Source organism: Massilia oculi, from assembly GCF_003143515.1.
Taxonomy (GTDB): domain Bacteria; phylum Pseudomonadota; class Gammaproteobacteria; order Burkholderiales; family Burkholderiaceae_D; genus Telluria; species Telluria oculi.
This window is the reverse complement of the sequence record NZ_CP029343.1, coordinates 3,654,813-3,668,896: the sequence shown is the minus strand read 5'-3', so window position 1 is coordinate 3,668,896 and position 14,084 is coordinate 3,654,813. Positions and strand designations below refer to the sequence as shown.

Annotated in this window: 13 protein-coding genes and 2 pseudogenes; 6 read left to right on the top strand and 9 right to left on the bottom strand. The window is 60.9% G+C overall.

What is annotated here, in order from left to right:
• Position 1 precedes the first annotated feature (1 nt).
• Entirely contained in the window at positions 2-328 is a 327-nt protein-coding gene (locus DIR46_RS16705) for a hypothetical protein (protein ID WP_109346232.1), read from the top strand.
• Between the two features lie 7 nt (positions 329-335).
• On the opposite strand, the gene DIR46_RS16700 is transcribed toward DIR46_RS16705, so the two are convergent.
• The 3 genes and pseudogenes from DIR46_RS16700 to DIR46_RS16690 all read right to left on the bottom strand — a co-directional run.
• Positions 336-1,652 carry a PQQ-dependent sugar dehydrogenase gene (locus tag DIR46_RS16700; protein ID WP_109346231.1) on the bottom strand — a complete coding sequence of 439 codons (1,317 nt, stop codon included), beginning with the start codon at positions 1,650-1,652 and terminating at the stop codon, positions 336-338.
• 57 nt (positions 1,653-1,709) lie between these two features.
• Positions 1,710-2,987, bottom strand: coding sequence for an MFS transporter (locus tag DIR46_RS16695; protein ID WP_109346230.1), 1,278 nt, complete (start codon positions 2,985-2,987; stop codon positions 1,710-1,712).
• A pseudogene (locus DIR46_RS16690) lies at positions 2,987-3,982 on the bottom strand (KamA family radical SAM protein); the annotation flags it as partial. The pseudogene DIR46_RS16690 and the gene DIR46_RS16695, both read right to left, overlap by 1 nt.
• 50 nt (positions 3,983-4,032) lie before the next feature.
• Here DIR46_RS16690 and DIR46_RS16685 point away from each other — a divergent pair.
• Positions 4,033-5,739, top strand: coding sequence for a recombinase family protein (locus tag DIR46_RS16685; protein WP_109346229.1), 1,707 nt, complete (start codon positions 4,033-4,035; stop codon positions 5,737-5,739).
• 246 nt (positions 5,740-5,985) lie between these two features.
• Here DIR46_RS16685 and DIR46_RS16680 read toward each other — a convergent pair whose 3' ends face one another.
• Positions 5,986-6,642, bottom strand: a complete 657-nt coding sequence (locus tag DIR46_RS16680; protein WP_109346228.1) for a recombinase family protein — start codon at positions 6,640-6,642, stop codon at positions 5,986-5,988.
• A 249-nt stretch (positions 6,643-6,891) separates the two neighbouring features.
• On the opposite strand from DIR46_RS16680, the gene DIR46_RS26665 reads away from it, so the two are divergent.
• Positions 6,892-7,293, top strand: coding sequence for a hypothetical protein (locus DIR46_RS26665; protein WP_162819539.1), 402 nt, complete (start codon positions 6,892-6,894; stop codon positions 7,291-7,293).
• Positions 7,290-7,886 carry a hypothetical protein gene (locus DIR46_RS16675; protein WP_109346227.1) on the top strand — a complete coding sequence of 199 codons (597 nt, stop codon included), beginning with the start codon at positions 7,290-7,292 and terminating at the stop codon, positions 7,884-7,886. The genes DIR46_RS26665 and DIR46_RS16675 overlap by 4 nt, the downstream gene beginning before the upstream one ends.
• Here DIR46_RS16675 and DIR46_RS26660 read toward each other — a convergent pair.
• The 4 genes and pseudogenes from DIR46_RS26660 to DIR46_RS16660 form a co-directional block, all read right to left on the bottom strand.
• Positions 7,857-8,120, bottom strand: a complete 264-nt coding sequence (locus DIR46_RS26660) for a hypothetical protein (RefSeq protein WP_162819538.1) — start codon at positions 8,118-8,120, stop codon at positions 7,857-7,859. The genes DIR46_RS16675 and DIR46_RS26660 overlap by 30 nt on opposite strands.
• Complete coding sequence (locus DIR46_RS16670; protein ID WP_109346226.1) at positions 8,117-8,731, bottom strand: hypothetical protein; 615 nt, start codon at positions 8,729-8,731, stop codon at positions 8,117-8,119. The genes DIR46_RS26660 and DIR46_RS16670 overlap by 4 nt, the downstream gene beginning before the upstream one ends.
• A 543-nt stretch (positions 8,732-9,274) precedes the next feature.
• Positions 9,275-9,706 carry a hypothetical protein gene (locus tag DIR46_RS16665; protein WP_109346225.1) on the bottom strand — a complete coding sequence of 144 codons (432 nt, stop codon included), beginning with the start codon at positions 9,704-9,706 and terminating at the stop codon, positions 9,275-9,277.
• An 824-nt stretch (positions 9,707-10,530) separates the two neighbouring features.
• Positions 10,531-10,938, bottom strand: a pseudogene (locus DIR46_RS16660) (lysine 2,3-aminomutase); the annotation flags it as partial.
• A gap of 279 nt (positions 10,939-11,217) precedes the next feature.
• On the opposite strand from DIR46_RS16660, the gene DIR46_RS16655 reads away from it, so the two are divergent.
• Positions 11,218-11,673 (top strand): cache domain-containing protein, encoded by a 456-nt coding sequence (locus tag DIR46_RS16655; RefSeq protein WP_109346224.1) that lies wholly within the window; start codon positions 11,218-11,220, stop codon positions 11,671-11,673.
• A 94-nt stretch (positions 11,674-11,767) separates the two neighbouring features.
• Positions 11,768-13,483: a methyl-accepting chemotaxis protein gene (locus tag DIR46_RS16650; protein WP_109346223.1), complete on the top strand. Its 1,716-nt coding sequence runs from the start codon at positions 11,768-11,770 to the stop codon at positions 13,481-13,483.
• A gap of 12 nt (positions 13,484-13,495) precedes the next feature.
• Here the strand turns inward: DIR46_RS16650 and DIR46_RS16645 are convergent, their stop codons facing one another.
• Positions 13,496-14,065 carry a DNA-3-methyladenine glycosylase gene (locus DIR46_RS16645; RefSeq protein WP_109346222.1) on the bottom strand — a complete coding sequence of 190 codons (570 nt, stop codon included), beginning with the start codon at positions 14,063-14,065 and terminating at the stop codon, positions 13,496-13,498.
• Positions 14,066-14,084 lie beyond the last annotated feature (19 nt).

Genomic DNA, 14,084 nt, shown 5'->3' with positions numbered 1-14,084 from the left:
CATGGACGACCGATTCTTCCGGCGCGCCACGCGCGCCTCGCTTCCCTTCCTGGTCTGGGCCGCGCATTTCGGCTTCAGCTATATCGTGGCCGCGGCCCAGTGCACGCCGGGCGCCTGGCGGCCCGAAGGGCCGAATCACTGGCTGCTGGGCGGCGTCACGCTGCTGGCGCTGGCCATTTGCGTATGGAGCGGCGCCGCCGCCGGCAAGCGCCTGCGGCAGGGGTCGACCGAGTTCGTGGATTACGTGGCCGCGGCCAGCGCGGTGCTGGCCTTCGTGGCGATCACGTGGGCCGGGATTCCGGTCCTGCTGGTCACTGGATGCGCCTGACCGCGCGTCACCCCGCGTCCGGCACCACGCGCCAGATCACGTTGCCGACGTCGTCGGCCACCAGCACCGCGCCCTTGTGGTCGACCGCGACGCCCACCGGCCGGCCATGGGCCTCGCCATCCTTGTTGACGAAGCCGGTCAGCATGTCGACCGGTTTCCCGTTCGGCCGGCCATTCTTGAACGGCACGAACACCACGTTGTAGCCCGCGCGCGGCTTGCGGTTCCAGGAGCCGTGGTTGCCGATGATGGCGCCGTTGCGGTACTGCGCCGGCAGCAGCGAGCCCTCGTAGAAGGCCAGGCCCAGCGCCGCCACGTGGGCGCCCAGCGCGTAATCCGGCACGATCGCCTTTGCCACCAGGTCGGGACGCGGCGGCTCGACGCGCGTGTCGACGTTCTTGCCGAAGTAGCTGTACGGCCAGCCATAGAAGCCGCCATCCTTCACCGAGGTCAGGTAGTCCGGCACCAGGTCGCTGCCGATCAGGTCGCGCTCGTTCACGACGGTCCACAGGACGCCGGTCTCGGGATGCCAGGCCAAGCCGTTCGGATTGCGCAGGCCCGATGCGAAGACACGCGTCCTGCCGCTGGCGATGTCGATCTCCAGGATCGCGGCCCGGTCCTTTTCCTGGTCCATGCCGTTCTCGGCGACGTTGCTGTTCGAGCCCGTGGTCGCGTACAGCTTGCTGCCGTCCTTGCTGGCGATGATGTTCTTGGTCCAGTGGTGGTTCAGCGGACCGCCCGGCAGCGGCGCCACCTGCTGCGGCTTGTCGAGGATCTCGGTCGCGCCTTCCTTGTACGGGAAGCGCACCACCGCGTCGGTATTGGCGACGTACAGCGTATCGCCCACCAGCGCCATGCCGAACGGCGAGTTCAGGTCTTTCAGGAACACGCGCTTCAGCTCGGCCACGCCGTCGCCATCGGCGTCGCGCAGCAGGCTGATACGGTTCGCGCTCGGCACGCCGGCGCCGGCGCGCGCCATGACCTTGCCCTGCACCCAGTTGAAGAGACCGCTCTTTTCCGGACGCTGCGGCGCATTGGTCTCGGCCACCAGCACGTCGCCGTTCGGGAGCACGTAGATCCAGCGCGGATGGTCGAGCGCGGTGCCGAAGGCGTTCACCGCCAGGCCAGGCGCCGGGGTCGGCGTCATGTTCGCCGGCCAGCCCTTGGCCGGGGCGATGTGGACGGTCGGGATCAGGGTCTTGTTCGGCTCCTTCAGGGTCGGCTGCGAACCCATGTCGGCGCCGGGCGGCAAGGTGGATCGGTCGCCGCAGGCGGCCAGCAGAAGCACGGCGGCGCCTGCGCACATCAACGGAAGTGGTTTGCCCATGACTTTCCCCAAGGAGTCGGAATGGGGGAAGTGTATATGACAAGGCGCCGGTGCACGTTACGGTTGAGAAAGCTCAGCCGTGCGCCGGCGCGCGAAACGCCACAGGCCGGGCAGCTGGATCGCCACCAGCAGGGCGAAGGCGGCGCGGTAGGCTTCCGGCGGCGCGCGGCCGAGCATGTCGGGCTCCCATAGGCCGATCACCAGCCCGAAACCGGCCTGGACCAGGAAGGCGCCGATGAAGATCAGGAGGTTCAAAAAAGTCGCGGCGCGCCCCGTCAGTTCGCGCGGCATCGACTGCGCCACGATGGCGTACTCGATGCCGGTGATCGTGCCCACCAGCGTGAACATCACCGACAGCATCGCGACACTGGGCCGGTAACCGACCACGAAGGCGGCCTGCACCAGCACGAAAAAGGTGATGCCGGCAGCCGCCACGTCGAGCGGCGGCATGCCGTGCCGTCCGGCCCATTCGGTGATCATGCCGACCGCGATCGCGCCGAACACCACCGCCGCCATGCCCAGGTAGAGCAGATAGGCGACCGCGGGCTCGGGATAGCGCCCCACGTCGGACAGCCAGCGCCCGATCCATAAACCCTGCACCCCGAAGAACACCGCATGCGGGGTCAAGACCAGCGAGGCCACCGCGCGAAAGCTCGGCGCGCGCCAGATTTCGCGCAGGGCCGGCAGCAGCGGACCGCGCTGCGCGGCCGGGCCGTCGGCCTTGGGGTACAGCAGCGCGATCAACAGGCCGGTACAGGCCACCAGCGCCGCCAGCAGGAAAAACAGGCCGCGCCAGTCGGTGTATTCCAGCACGGCGCGCACCGGCATGGTGGCGCTGGCGGCGCCCATGCCGCCGACCGCGATCAGGTAGCCGTGCACCGACGGCAGCCGGTTCGGCGCGATCCAGGTGGAGATCGCCTTGACCGCCGCCATGAAGCAGCCGCCCAAGCCGCAGCCCATGACGGCGCGCGCCGCCAGCAGGCCATGAAAGCCGCTGCAGTTCGCGAACAGCAGCGCGCCGCCGGACGCGAACAGCAGCATCGCCACCTGCACCCGGCGCGGCCCGTAGCGATCCAGCGCCATCCCCACCGGCAGCTGGACCAGGGCGAAGGCGAAGAAGAACGCGCTGGTCAGTAATCCGAGCTGGCCCGGCGTGAGCGCCAGCGCACCCACCAGGTGCGAAGCCAGCACCGCGTTCACGTTGCGCAGCAGCGAAGACAGGAAGTGTCCCAGCGCGAAAGGCAGGAACACGTAGAAGAACACCCCCACGCCGGACAGGCGCAGGGGTGCCGGGGAAGCCAGGCCGGCTGGCATCATCGGACCGGGAACCGGCATCAGGCCGCGTCGGGCTGGGCTTCGCCGCGCTGGCCGGCCGGGACCAGCGGGATCACGCGCCCGCCGGGACCGCGCAACGGACCGCCGCTTTCCATCTCGAAGAAGAAGCGGTCGCGCCCGAACGCGGGGGTCAAGTGATCGAGCCAGGTTGCATTCGGGTCGAACCTGGCGAAGAACGGGCGACGCACCCATTCCGGATTGCGCGCCTGCAGGAACTGCAGCGCGAACAGCTTCTCGCCATTGATGGTCACCACGCCATCGATCACGACCTTGCCCGGAAAGGCGCTCATCGACGGTCCGCGCACGGTGCGCGACAGGCCCGAGACCATCGAGTAGGCCTCCTGGAAGATCTCGTGGGCGCGCGCCAGCGGCAGCGCGAAGTAGTCGCGCGGCCCGGTGTCGCGCTCGACGAACATGTAATAGGGGATGGCCCCCAGGCGCACGCCGGTGGTCCACAGTTCGGCCCAGCTCTTCGGGTCTTCGTTGATATGGCGGATCAGCGGGCCTTGCATGCGCAGGGTGGCGCCGGTGCCGACGATGCGCTTGACCGCCTGCTGGGCGATCGGCGCCCGCAGTTCGACCGCGTGGTTGTAGTGGCCCATGATGGCCAGGTTCTTCCCGCTCGCCACCACCTTCTCGAACAAGCGCAGCAGGTCGTCGCTGTCCTTGTCCGACACGAAACGCTGCGGCCAATAGGCGACCGACTTGGTGCCGATGCGGATGTTCTGGATGTGGGCCAGCTCGGGCGCCAGCAGGGGCTCGAGGAACTCGGCCAGCGAGCGCGTATTCATGATCATCGGGTCGCCGCCGGTGATCAGGACGTCGGTCACGTCCGGATGCATCTTGAGGTAGGCCACCAGTTCGCCGCATTCGCGCGCATCGAACTTCATCTCTTCCATGCCGACGAACTGCGGCCATCGGAAGCAGAAGGTGCAGTAGGCGTGGCAGGTCTGGCCGGCGCTGGGGAAGAACAGCACGGTTTCCTTGTACAGGTGGTGATGTAAAACGTCCCTCTTGTTGGCAGTTTGGCGTTAGAATCGCGGGTATGAAAGGCTACTCATACTCGCGTTACAGTTCCGATGCTCAGAAAAAGGGAACCTCAATTGCCCGACAGCAGACCCTTGCCCGGAAATGGTGTAAGGACAACGGCGTCGAGCTTTCGGAGCGTGTGTTTGCTGATGAAGCCGTTAGTGGCTTCCATGGTGCAAACGCGGATAGCGGGGCGCTTGGAGAGTTCATTGCCGCCGTCAAGTCTGGAGAAATTGACTCCAAGTGCTGCTTAATTATTGAACACCTTGACCGGCTCACCCGTATGAAGCCCATGCAGGCGGTCGGGTTACTGTCAGACATCACTGAACTTGGCGTGACGGTGGTGACGTTACGACCTGAAATGAAATTCACCAGCGACTGGGACACGATGCAGCTTCTACAAGCTGTGTTGCATCTTGATAACGCTCACAAAGAAAGTGCCCGGAAAAGCGATCTCGGCAAGATTGAGTGGGCGAAGCGGTTTCAGCGGGCGAGGGAGTCTAAGCATCACATCGGCGGTCGGGTGTCCAACTGGCTTACGCTTGGCAAGGATGGTGCGTACATTGTGAACGAGCATGCGTACGCCGTTGGCCGTATCTTTGAATTGTGCTTACAGGGCTTGGGAAGCACGGCAATTTCGCAGACGCTCAATTCCGAAGGCTACAGGACGTTTAACAAGGGGGAACGGTGGGGAACTACCGCCGTTCTTTCGATTCTCCAGAATCGGGCAGCTATTGGAGAATTGGCCCTGAAAGACGGTGGCGACCCGATTCCCGGTTACTTCCCTGCTGTCGTGGATGCAGCGACCTTTGAGGCGGCACATGGGAGGATCGCAGCACGTAAAACCGGGTCGATTCCGAAGCAATCGGCGGCGTTCAACGTTTGGGGCAAGCTGGTGTTTTGCGGTGCGTGTGGCAGCGCCATGCACATCATCCAGCGTACTAAGTTCAAGTATTTGATGTGTGCCAACAAGCGCTATGGGCAGTGCAACGGAGCCAGGAATGTGCGGTTGGATGAAAGCGAAGATGTGTTCATGTGCATGCTCCGTGAACTGGATGCATTGCACTTTGCTATGCCCGATCCTGAACGCCTTTCGCGTGAACTGTCGGCAGCAGAGGGGCGATTACTGCTGGAGCGGGAAAAGCTAGCAATCTTGGCAGACAAGGTGGCACAGCATCCTGAATCGGAGACTTTTACCAATTTGATGTTGCAAGCGGAAAGCAAAGTTGTTGCCACTCGCGGCGAGGTAGAGCGGCTGAAAGCAGAACTGACAGGAAGCGGTGACAAGTTGAGTTTGGCAGAGATTCGGGCGAAGGTCGATATGAACGATAAGGATATGCGTAGGCGTGCGAATGCCTTTCTTCATCGCCTAGGGGTCAAGGTGCATATCGCTGACGGCTACTTGGTGACACAGGGTGATGAAGCCCGAGCTATGTTCGCTGTGTCCAAGAATCGTATCGGCTGTCTAGGATTGGAAGACGACCCACACGATTTTGCAGACGAAGTGGCAGCAGATGTGATTGCGGAGAACGTAAAGACGCTTCTTGTTAAGCCGGATGACAGTTCCGAGTATCGTAGCGAAATTCCAAACTTGGTGGCGGCGAATGCCATTGCGGCATCTGTAAAGACGCTATTGGATAAGCCGGGTGGTGGGTTTGTTTATCGCGGTGTCGTCACCACGCCGAACGGTAGGGGTACACGACGGGTCAAGGTCGATTCATGAAAATTGAAAAATTTCTAAAAAAAATTTTTCAACTTCAACCCTTCTGCCCTTTCTTGATCTGGAATTCTGAAAAGTCGCCATACCGAATAGGCGGTTGAACACCGTAGGGGATGGGATGATAGGCGGCGTTCCTGCTGGCAAAATATACAAGTGCCCCTAGGAAGCGTTTAGAAGCCCGCCGACGGGTTTTCTGGCGGGATGGTGGGGCAGGTAGGATTCCGCCCCGTTCGTTTACTACAGGGCCGCTCAGGCGGTCTGCGCGGCTTTATCACGCTTGAGGATCAGCTTAACTTGCGATTCGCTGACGCTCAGCTTGTCGGCAATCTTGGCGATAGTGTAGTTCAGGCCTCGAAGCTCGATGATCTTAGCGTTGGTGAACGTATCAGCCTTGCGGCCCTTGTACGTACGTTCTTCCAGCGGCTTGCTCTTGTCGGCTTCTTTCTTCTCCGCGATCCCAGAAGCTTGCTTGCTGGCACGCTGTTCATAGTCTTTACGGGCAATGTGCAGGGCAATCTTCAGCATCATCTTCTGATTCGCTTCCAGTACGATCCGCACCATTTCATCGGTCGAGTTGTCGATGACTTCGGAGAGGTCGATTAGATCGGGAACAGAGATTTTCGCTCCCTTATCAGTGATGCGTTCAATCAGGGCTTCTCCCTCAGCTACCGGCAAGCGGCTGATGCGGTCTAGCGATTCGGCAACAACAACATCACCTTTCTTGAGGTCGGCAATCAGCCGATTCAATTCAGGGCGGTTGTTGGTGGTTCCGCTGATCTTCTCCGAATAGACGCCCGCCACGTAGAAGCCAGCGGCTTCAGCATCCTCCACAAGCTTCTTTTGGCGGGTCAGGTCTTGGGAGTCCGTCGAGACTCGCTGGTAAATCCGTGCGATACGCTGGGTCATGGTTGATTCATCGTGTTTGTTTGATAAGTTAAATAGAGTATACCCTAAATAGCCTTTCATTTACAAGCACTGTCTAGGGTGTGGAAGGGTAAAAAATGGCCTATTTCTGACTGTTCTGCCGTTGACCACCCTATTTGTCTGTTGTGGATATGCAAGTGGCCCTTAGCTTCATTTCCTCGGTGGCATGCGGGACATTGCAATGGCAGTTGCCTTGATGTAAATTGATAAAACGACAGCTAAGGATATCGAATGAGTAATGACAACAAATTGGGTGGACTTCGCCCTCCTTCAGGTGGGCTTGCACAAGCTCATCCAGCAATGCAGGGCATCCGTACTCAGCCGTCTTTCGCTAATTTCTATAGTCGCCCTGTAGTTGAAGGCCTCTACTACAATGGAAAGACTGTAACGCTCGACGGATTCCACTTTGTCGGCTGCCGCTTCGATAACTGCCGCCTCCTTGTCGGGTCTACCAACTTTGAACTGCTGAACTGTGTGATCGACCCCTCGACGGTTATTCAATACGGTCCGGAGACCGTGAAGATCGTCCACCTCTTCAACAGCCGTAACGAGATAATCTTCCAGAATGCTCCTTCCCTGGCTCCTCGTAGGAATCCAGACGGCACAATCACGATTAATGGTATCTCGCCATGAGCGACGAAGAGCCGGCGATGCCAAGGGCCACCGTTACAACGCAAGTCGAGTTAAAGCCGAACGGAAGTCAAACGCTGTTAGTTGCCATGGTTGTCTTGGCTGGGGTGTCCCTCATAGCAGGCGCGGGCATGCTCATGATGGACAAAGACGCGGGGTGGGCGTTCGTAGCGCTTTCTCTTCTGTTTGCAGCGGCTCCCGCGTGGGGCTGGTTCTCTGCGCAAGCAGATACGGACCTGCATGATTCAAAGCCAACAACCATATCGACTGCCAATGGACTGATCGCGACTACCGACAGCCGCACGTTGCGTTCGCCTGCTGCAACGCAGGCGTTGGCGCAGTTGATCGAGGTGAGCCAGCGTCAGAAGTTGCCGCAAGCAGACGGGATCATTGAGAACGGTGTGTTGTTGCCTGATAGTGCTGAAGCAGCAAACGTAGTCGTTCAGCAGATAAACGACATTGTAGAAGAGCAAGCTAGGGCGCTTGATGCGCAAGTCCAGCGGTTGGAAGATGTGCCGACCGTAGCTCAACGACCAGAGGTGGATATCTCGCCTGATGACTCTAGCTTACGCCTTAACGTCGTGTCTTCGGGCTAACTGCGTATCAATCTGTTCGTAAGTCTGCGTCGGCGGAGCCGGGTGGGTCTCGGCGTAACGATGAAAACAGTATAAATCGTTTAACTCGATCTTGATCGCCAGTAGCGACTTGTGAATACCGTTCCTCGACAGGTGGTGCTGTACGTCGCCTAGATGCATCCCGGCGTCGATGGCTTCCTCGTAGATCGCACCTACGTAGTTAAACGCTGATTGGGTCAGGTGATTGGCGATCATGCTGCTACCGTCGCCTTGGCTGTCGGGGCTACCATCGCAGCCTTCTCGGCCACGCGCTTTGCGGTGTTGGCGTTGAATTCAGAGTTGAAGTAGGTTTCACGCCTCTGCACACCGGCCTTGCTGCGGCTCTTGTAGGCATATTTGACCCACTCAAGGCAGTTCGCCAGCTTGCCCCCAGCTACCACTGGTCGAGCGAAGAACTGACCTTCGTGCATCGGGTTCTGTGGCTTCGCTACGTGAATGCGGTTGATCTTCTTCCGGTCGGCTAGCTTGTGGAGGTAGTCACCGTCAGCGATGCTCATGATCCTGAAGGGTGATTTCTTGGAAGTCTCGATCAACAGGAAGCAGTGAGCGTGTACGCCGCCTTTGTCTTCGGCTGACTCGTAACCGCCGAAGTATTCGATTCGGCATCCATGATTCCGCAGGCGTCGGGCAAGGGCCTTGATCGTCGCTTGGTAGTCGGTGACTTGTCCACCAGTGAGTACGAGGTGGAACAGTACCGGCTGACAGAGATCATGGTGTTTGAGGATGGAGATTGCTGTATCCAACGCTCGGGAGCTATGCAGACCGCCGTTGGCGTCGAGTACAGCGTTGTTCTTGTAAATGGTCATTGAGTTCCTTATAAATCTTAACGTACTACCAAGTAGCTACTTTGTAATACAACTGAGTTACTGACATGACAGCCCGGAGAATATTCCTCCCTCGTCGTGGGTTTCTCCTATGAAAAACATCCATCGGAAGAGGTGCTGGGAATTGTTCTAATACGTTCTCGATGTTGCTGGAGGCGTCTAGCCGTGACATCATAGAAGGGCTCTGGTTATGCCCGCACTGAATTTGGCTTAAACGGCTCTTGGAGCGATTTGTGCAGTCATGGCGGGTCTACCCCTTGCGAGTTACTACAAACGCCTTGGCGGGCCTTCTGCGGGCCTGCAATCGCGGTTACTTCGCCTTCGGTTGCCAGCTTCGACCGAACATTGCGAGTAGAGAGGCGATCTTGGCATCGTTGACGCCGGTAGTGGCCTGCGGTGCCAGTGGCTTACCCTTACTTCCTCGCCGCGCAGCTAACGAGCGATAAGTTGCCGGGGCTGGGATGATTGCAACGAGCGGCTTGCTGGTGGTTCTCGGGGCTGGCACGAAGCGTACTGTCAGGGCTTTCACGCAACCCCCGCTGCTGCCTCAAGAGCGGCAAGCGCAATCTTCTGCTCGGTGATTTTCGCTTTAAGCTCGGCGTCACGGGCTGCCTTGGCTGCACTGTCCACGATGTGCTTTGCTGCCGCTTGCACGCGAGCCTCAAACGCGGCTTCTTCCGCATCGCGACCAGCCTGAACAGACTTCATAGCGTCATCAAATGCTGCCTGATCTGGTGTACCCAGAGTGAGGCTAATGGTGGCCGTGCCGTTCGGGAAGATCATCGGCGCTGTACCGGGCGAAAATACATATCCTGCACGGACCAAGGCCGCTGCCTGAGCAAACGCCGTAAAGGTGTTCTCGAACAGGTCGATGTTGGCTGGCAGGCGACCGAATGTCAGTACGGTCGGTGATGTGGTTGCCGATGCCTGCGCAGCGGCGGTTTGCTTTGTTGTCATTGTAGTTCCTTTAATAATTAAACTTTGGTACGGCGAAGATAGTTCCCCAGCCGCTGTCTGTCGAAGGGAAGGCCCCTCGGGGTTGAGAATCCGCACCTATTTAGGTGGGCAGCGATCACACTGCGTGATGCCGTTTCTCGGAGGGTGGCGATGATGGCATCGACCCGTTGGTAATACTCGTCGCTGCAAACGGGCATGCCGAATGCGGGGCGACGTGCGTATGCGTTAAGCATGCACTGCTCCTATTTGTCTGTTTGTTTGAACTGGAATTTGAAGAGGACGCCGAGCGGGTGTTACGTGTCAGCGGTCCGAGTCACAAGCAAAATACTACCATACGAGTCGTCTGAAGTCAAGTGGTGTCTAGTGCATTTATGCATTCAAGTCAACAACTATTTTGTAAGAAATTGTAACATGGCTAGGACAGTGAAAAGCCACCCTTTCTCACAGTGGTGGGAAGCGAAAATCTGCGCAGTTAATGTAAGAAAGAGCGGGCCGTACTACTTAGCTAACAGGTGGTGTCGACAGGTCCGTATCTTGTGAGGTGGGATGGGGTGCGATGGATTCCAGCGGCGATCATTCCCGATCTGGGTAAAGCAACGCTTTGACCACTTCCGGGTCGAACTGGTACGGCTCAAGGAAGCGTGCGGCGAACTCCGTACCGTGGGTACGTTGCAACTCCAACGCTGCGGCGAGGATGGCAACGCTGCTGACCGGGGCAACTGGATAGTTATGAAGCATGCTGACCAGTATCCCACATCAATGTAATCACAGCTATGCAGAGCAAATAAACAACATTTTATGAGGGGCGTTTTACAGCGGTAGATGTACTTGTGCTGCAGGCCCTTGAGCGGCGCGTCGTTCACGCGCGGGACGTTGTGCGTCATCTGGCCGGCCGGGTGCGGGTTCATGCGCATGCGGATGTCGTGCACCAGGCGCGCGATCGCGGCATCGTCCTTCTTGTGCAGCACCAGCTCGCGCAGCTGCTCGTATTCCTGGGCCGGCAGCATGTCGCGGTGCGGGAAGGTCAGGCGGTAGATCGGATCGTCGGGCACGCGCTTCCAGTCGATCAGCTCATCCATCACATAGGCGTTGGTGCGAAACGGCAGCACGTGGGACACCACTTGTACGGCTTCCTGCAGCTCGGGCGTGAGCCATTCCCATTGACGCGCAGTAACGATGGACTGGCGCGTATACGGCTTGAACTTGGAGGGCGTCGATGCAGTCGTGGTCACGAGAATTCTCCAGTGAGATGACAGGCGGCAAGTTGCCGGGAAGCACTCATCTTAGGGAGCTGTATGCAATATGGATTGCCCTCAATCAACCACACTGTTTCCGGCACCGGAGTTGGGACAAACCCGCGGCATGGCGTGACGAAATGAGGCAACGACACAACGCGACCGGATCGCAGCCGTTGCCGTTGTGCGAACGCAATCCCACCCCGTCGCAGCTCGGTACATTAGTCCGTGCACTTGAGAAATATCTTATAAGCATTCACTTGAAAGGGACGTTCCATGAAGATGATCGCCACCACCGCCGCCCTCTGCCTGGGGCTGGCCGCCACGAACGCACTGGCCAACGAGCCGACCGAGAAGGACGCCATCGCGATGGCCGAGCGCGGCGCCGCCGTGATCAAGGCCAAGGGCAAGGCCGAGATGATGAAGCTCATCAATGCCAAGGATCCGAGCTTCGTCCAGGGCTCGCTGTACGTCGACCTGCGCGACGTCAAGACCGGCATCGTGCTGGCCCACCCGTACAACCCGTCGATCGTCGGCAAGGACCTGACCGACGTGCCCGATGCGAACGGCAAGAAATACCGGCGCGAGATCATCGAGCTGGCCGCGGCCAAGGGCAAGGGCTGGGTCGATTACCAGTACAAGAATCCGACCACCGGCAAGATCGAGCCGAAGACCACGTACATCCTGCTGGTCGACGACGTGGTGCTGGAGGCGGGAATTTATAAGAAATGAACACCATTGACGTTGGCACGCAGGGTGGACGGCGGGGCCGTCCACCCTAAGCGGGTCTCCATCTTCGCGCGCCCTCTCTCACGGAGTAACTCCCATGCTGAACAAACTGCGGATCGGCCAGAAACTGCTGCTGGCCCCGGGACTCGTGCTGGTCCTGCTGACCCTGCTTTCGGCGGCCGCCTATTACGGCATGGTGCGCCAGAACACCTCGCTCGAACATATGGTGCAGGTACGCGCCGCGCGCCTGCAGGCGGTGGCCGACGTCGCCGGCGAGGCGCGCTTCGCGCACGCCAACGCCTACCGGCTGCTGGCCTGGGTCAACGGCAGCTTCGCCCAGAACCGCCTGACGGCCCTGACGGCCGACATCGGGCGCAGGCATGCCGCCATCGGCGACAAGCTGGGCAAGTTCGCGCAGGGTGCCGAAGCGGACGAGCGCGCGCCGATCGAGGCCTCGCAGGCGGCGCTGGCGAGCTACCGCAAGGCGGTCGGCGAGACCATCGAGATGGCCTCGATCGACCAGTCGATCGCCACCAACTCGATGCAGAAGGCCGAGCAGCAGTTCGTCGCCCTCGACGCCGAACTGACGCGCCTGGCCCGGTTGGAAAAGAAGATGAGCGAAGACGCCCATGCCGCCGCCAAGGCCGAGTTCCGCGGCCTGGGCCTGAGCATGGCCGGCCTGGTGCTGCTCTCGGTCGGCCTGTCGCTGGCGGTGACGATGCTGGTGCGGCGCTCGATGCTGGGCGGGATCAACGCGATTGCGCGCACGGTCGGCGAACTGGCCGAGGGCCGGCTCGACGCGCCGCCCTTGCAGGCGAAAGGCCGCGACGAGATCGACGACACCGCGCGCGCGCTCGACCACACCATCGCGCGCCTCAACGCCGCCCTGCACAGCGTGATGAACGCGGTGCGCTCGATCGACACGGCGTCGCAGGAAATCGCCAGCGGCAACCTGGACCTGTCGACCCGCACCGAGATGCAGGCCGGCTCGCTCGAGCAGACCGCCAGCACCATGGAGACCCTGACCACCGCGGTCAAAGACAATGCCAGCAACGCACGCCAGGCCTCGGAACTGGCGGCGCAGGCGTCGCAACTGGCGTCGCGCGGCGGCCAGGCGGTGCAGCAGGCGGTGACGACGATGGAATCGATCCAGGCCAGCTCGCGCAAGATCGTCGAGATCATCGGCGTCATCGACGGCATCTCGTTCCAGACCAACATCCTGGCCCTGAATGCGGCGGTGGAAGCGGCGCGCGCCGGCGAGCAGGGACGCGGCTTCGCCGTGGTGGCGAGCGAGGTGCGCACCCTGGCCCAGCGCTCGGCGGCGGCGGCCAAGGAAATCAAGGGCCTGATCGCCGATTCGGTAAGCATCATCGAGCGCGGCAACGCCTCGGTCAGCGAGGCCGGCGCCAGCATGGGCGACATCGTGTCCTCGGTGCGCCAGGTGAACGACATCATCGGCCGCATCAGCATCGCCAGCACCGAGCAGGCCGACGGCATCGCCGAGGTCAATCGCGCGGTTGGACAGATGGACGGCATGACCCAGCAGAACGCGGCCCTGGTCGAGCAAGCCGCTGCGGCCGCCGAAAGCCTGCACGAGCAGACCGTGAACCTGGCGAAGGCGGTGGCGATCTTCCGCATCGCACCGGGTCTGGACGCCGCTGTCGCGGGCGTCGAAACGCCACAGGAAACGACCGCGGAAGAAGCGCCGGAAGCCGTCTTCCAGGGCGTGGGCGAACGGCGCGCATCGGGTAGCGCGATGCGGGGCGGCCCGCTGCGCGCCCTGCCCGCGGCCCCCACGCGGCGGCGCGCCTGAAGCGCGGCGCGGCTAGCGGAACGGCCGGCTGACGAAACGCGAACCGGCCAAGCCAAACCGCCAGGGAACATCGACCGCCTTCGAAATCCCGATACGCGGCCCGGCCACGAGCGTCAATCCCGGCGCGGCCGGCAGCAGTTCGAATGGTCGTTCCGACAGCGGCATGCCATTGTGCGCCCGGGTCACGCCCAGCGCCTGGCACAGCTTGCCCGGCCCGGAACACAGCAGGCGTTCATCCAGCGCGTCGCGCCGCACCCGCATCTCATCCAGTCCCGCCACCGGCTCCAGCGCCCGGATCAGCACACCGGCGCCGTGACCGGCCTCCTGGCACACGAAATTCAGGCACCAGTGGATGCCGTACGACCTGTAGACATAAGCATGCGCGGGCGGCCCGAACATCGACGCATTGCGCTCGGTCGGCCCGGCATAGGCATGCGAGGCCGGGTCTTCATGGTCATAGGCTTCGGTCTCGACGATGCGGCCGCCGACGCCGTCGACCAGCACGGTGACCCCGATCAGCTGCCGCGCAACGAGGTCCGCCGGCGCCGAAAAATCGATCCCTGCAATTGTAGAAATAGCCATGCGACGATTCTAGCGTGGG

Excerpts from the sequence above, each read along its gene's own strand:
- DIR46_RS16705 (WP_109346232.1), top strand. The coding sequence starts at position 2 with ATGGACGACCGATTCTTCCGGCGCGCCACGCGCGCCTCGCTTCCCTTC.
- DIR46_RS16700 (WP_109346231.1), bottom strand. The coding sequence starts at position 1,652 with ATGGGCAAACCACTTCCGTTGATGTGCGCAGGCGCCGCCGTGCTTCTG.
- DIR46_RS16695 (WP_109346230.1), bottom strand. The coding sequence starts at position 2,987 with ATGCCGGTTCCCGGTCCGATGATGCCAGCCGGCCTGGCTTCCCCGGCA.
- DIR46_RS16685 (WP_109346229.1), top strand. The coding sequence starts at position 4,033 with ATGAAAGGCTACTCATACTCGCGTTACAGTTCCGATGCTCAGAAAAAG.
- DIR46_RS16680 (WP_109346228.1), bottom strand. The coding sequence starts at position 6,642 with ATGACCCAGCGTATCGCACGGATTTACCAGCGAGTCTCGACGGACTCC.
- DIR46_RS26665 (WP_162819539.1), top strand. The coding sequence starts at position 6,892 with ATGAGTAATGACAACAAATTGGGTGGACTTCGCCCTCCTTCAGGTGGG.
- DIR46_RS16675 (WP_109346227.1), top strand. The coding sequence starts at position 7,290 with ATGAGCGACGAAGAGCCGGCGATGCCAAGGGCCACCGTTACAACGCAA.
- DIR46_RS26660 (WP_162819538.1), bottom strand. The coding sequence starts at position 8,120 with ATGATCGCCAATCACCTGACCCAATCAGCGTTTAACTACGTAGGTGCG.
- DIR46_RS16670 (WP_109346226.1), bottom strand. The coding sequence starts at position 8,731 with ATGACCATTTACAAGAACAACGCTGTACTCGACGCCAACGGCGGTCTG.
- DIR46_RS16665 (WP_109346225.1), bottom strand. The coding sequence starts at position 9,706 with ATGACAACAAAGCAAACCGCCGCTGCGCAGGCATCGGCAACCACATCA.
- DIR46_RS16655 (WP_109346224.1), top strand. The coding sequence starts at position 11,218 with ATGAAGATGATCGCCACCACCGCCGCCCTCTGCCTGGGGCTGGCCGCC.
- DIR46_RS16650 (WP_109346223.1), top strand. The coding sequence starts at position 11,768 with ATGCTGAACAAACTGCGGATCGGCCAGAAACTGCTGCTGGCCCCGGGA.
- DIR46_RS16645 (WP_109346222.1), bottom strand. The coding sequence starts at position 14,065 with ATGGCTATTTCTACAATTGCAGGGATCGATTTTTCGGCGCCGGCGGAC.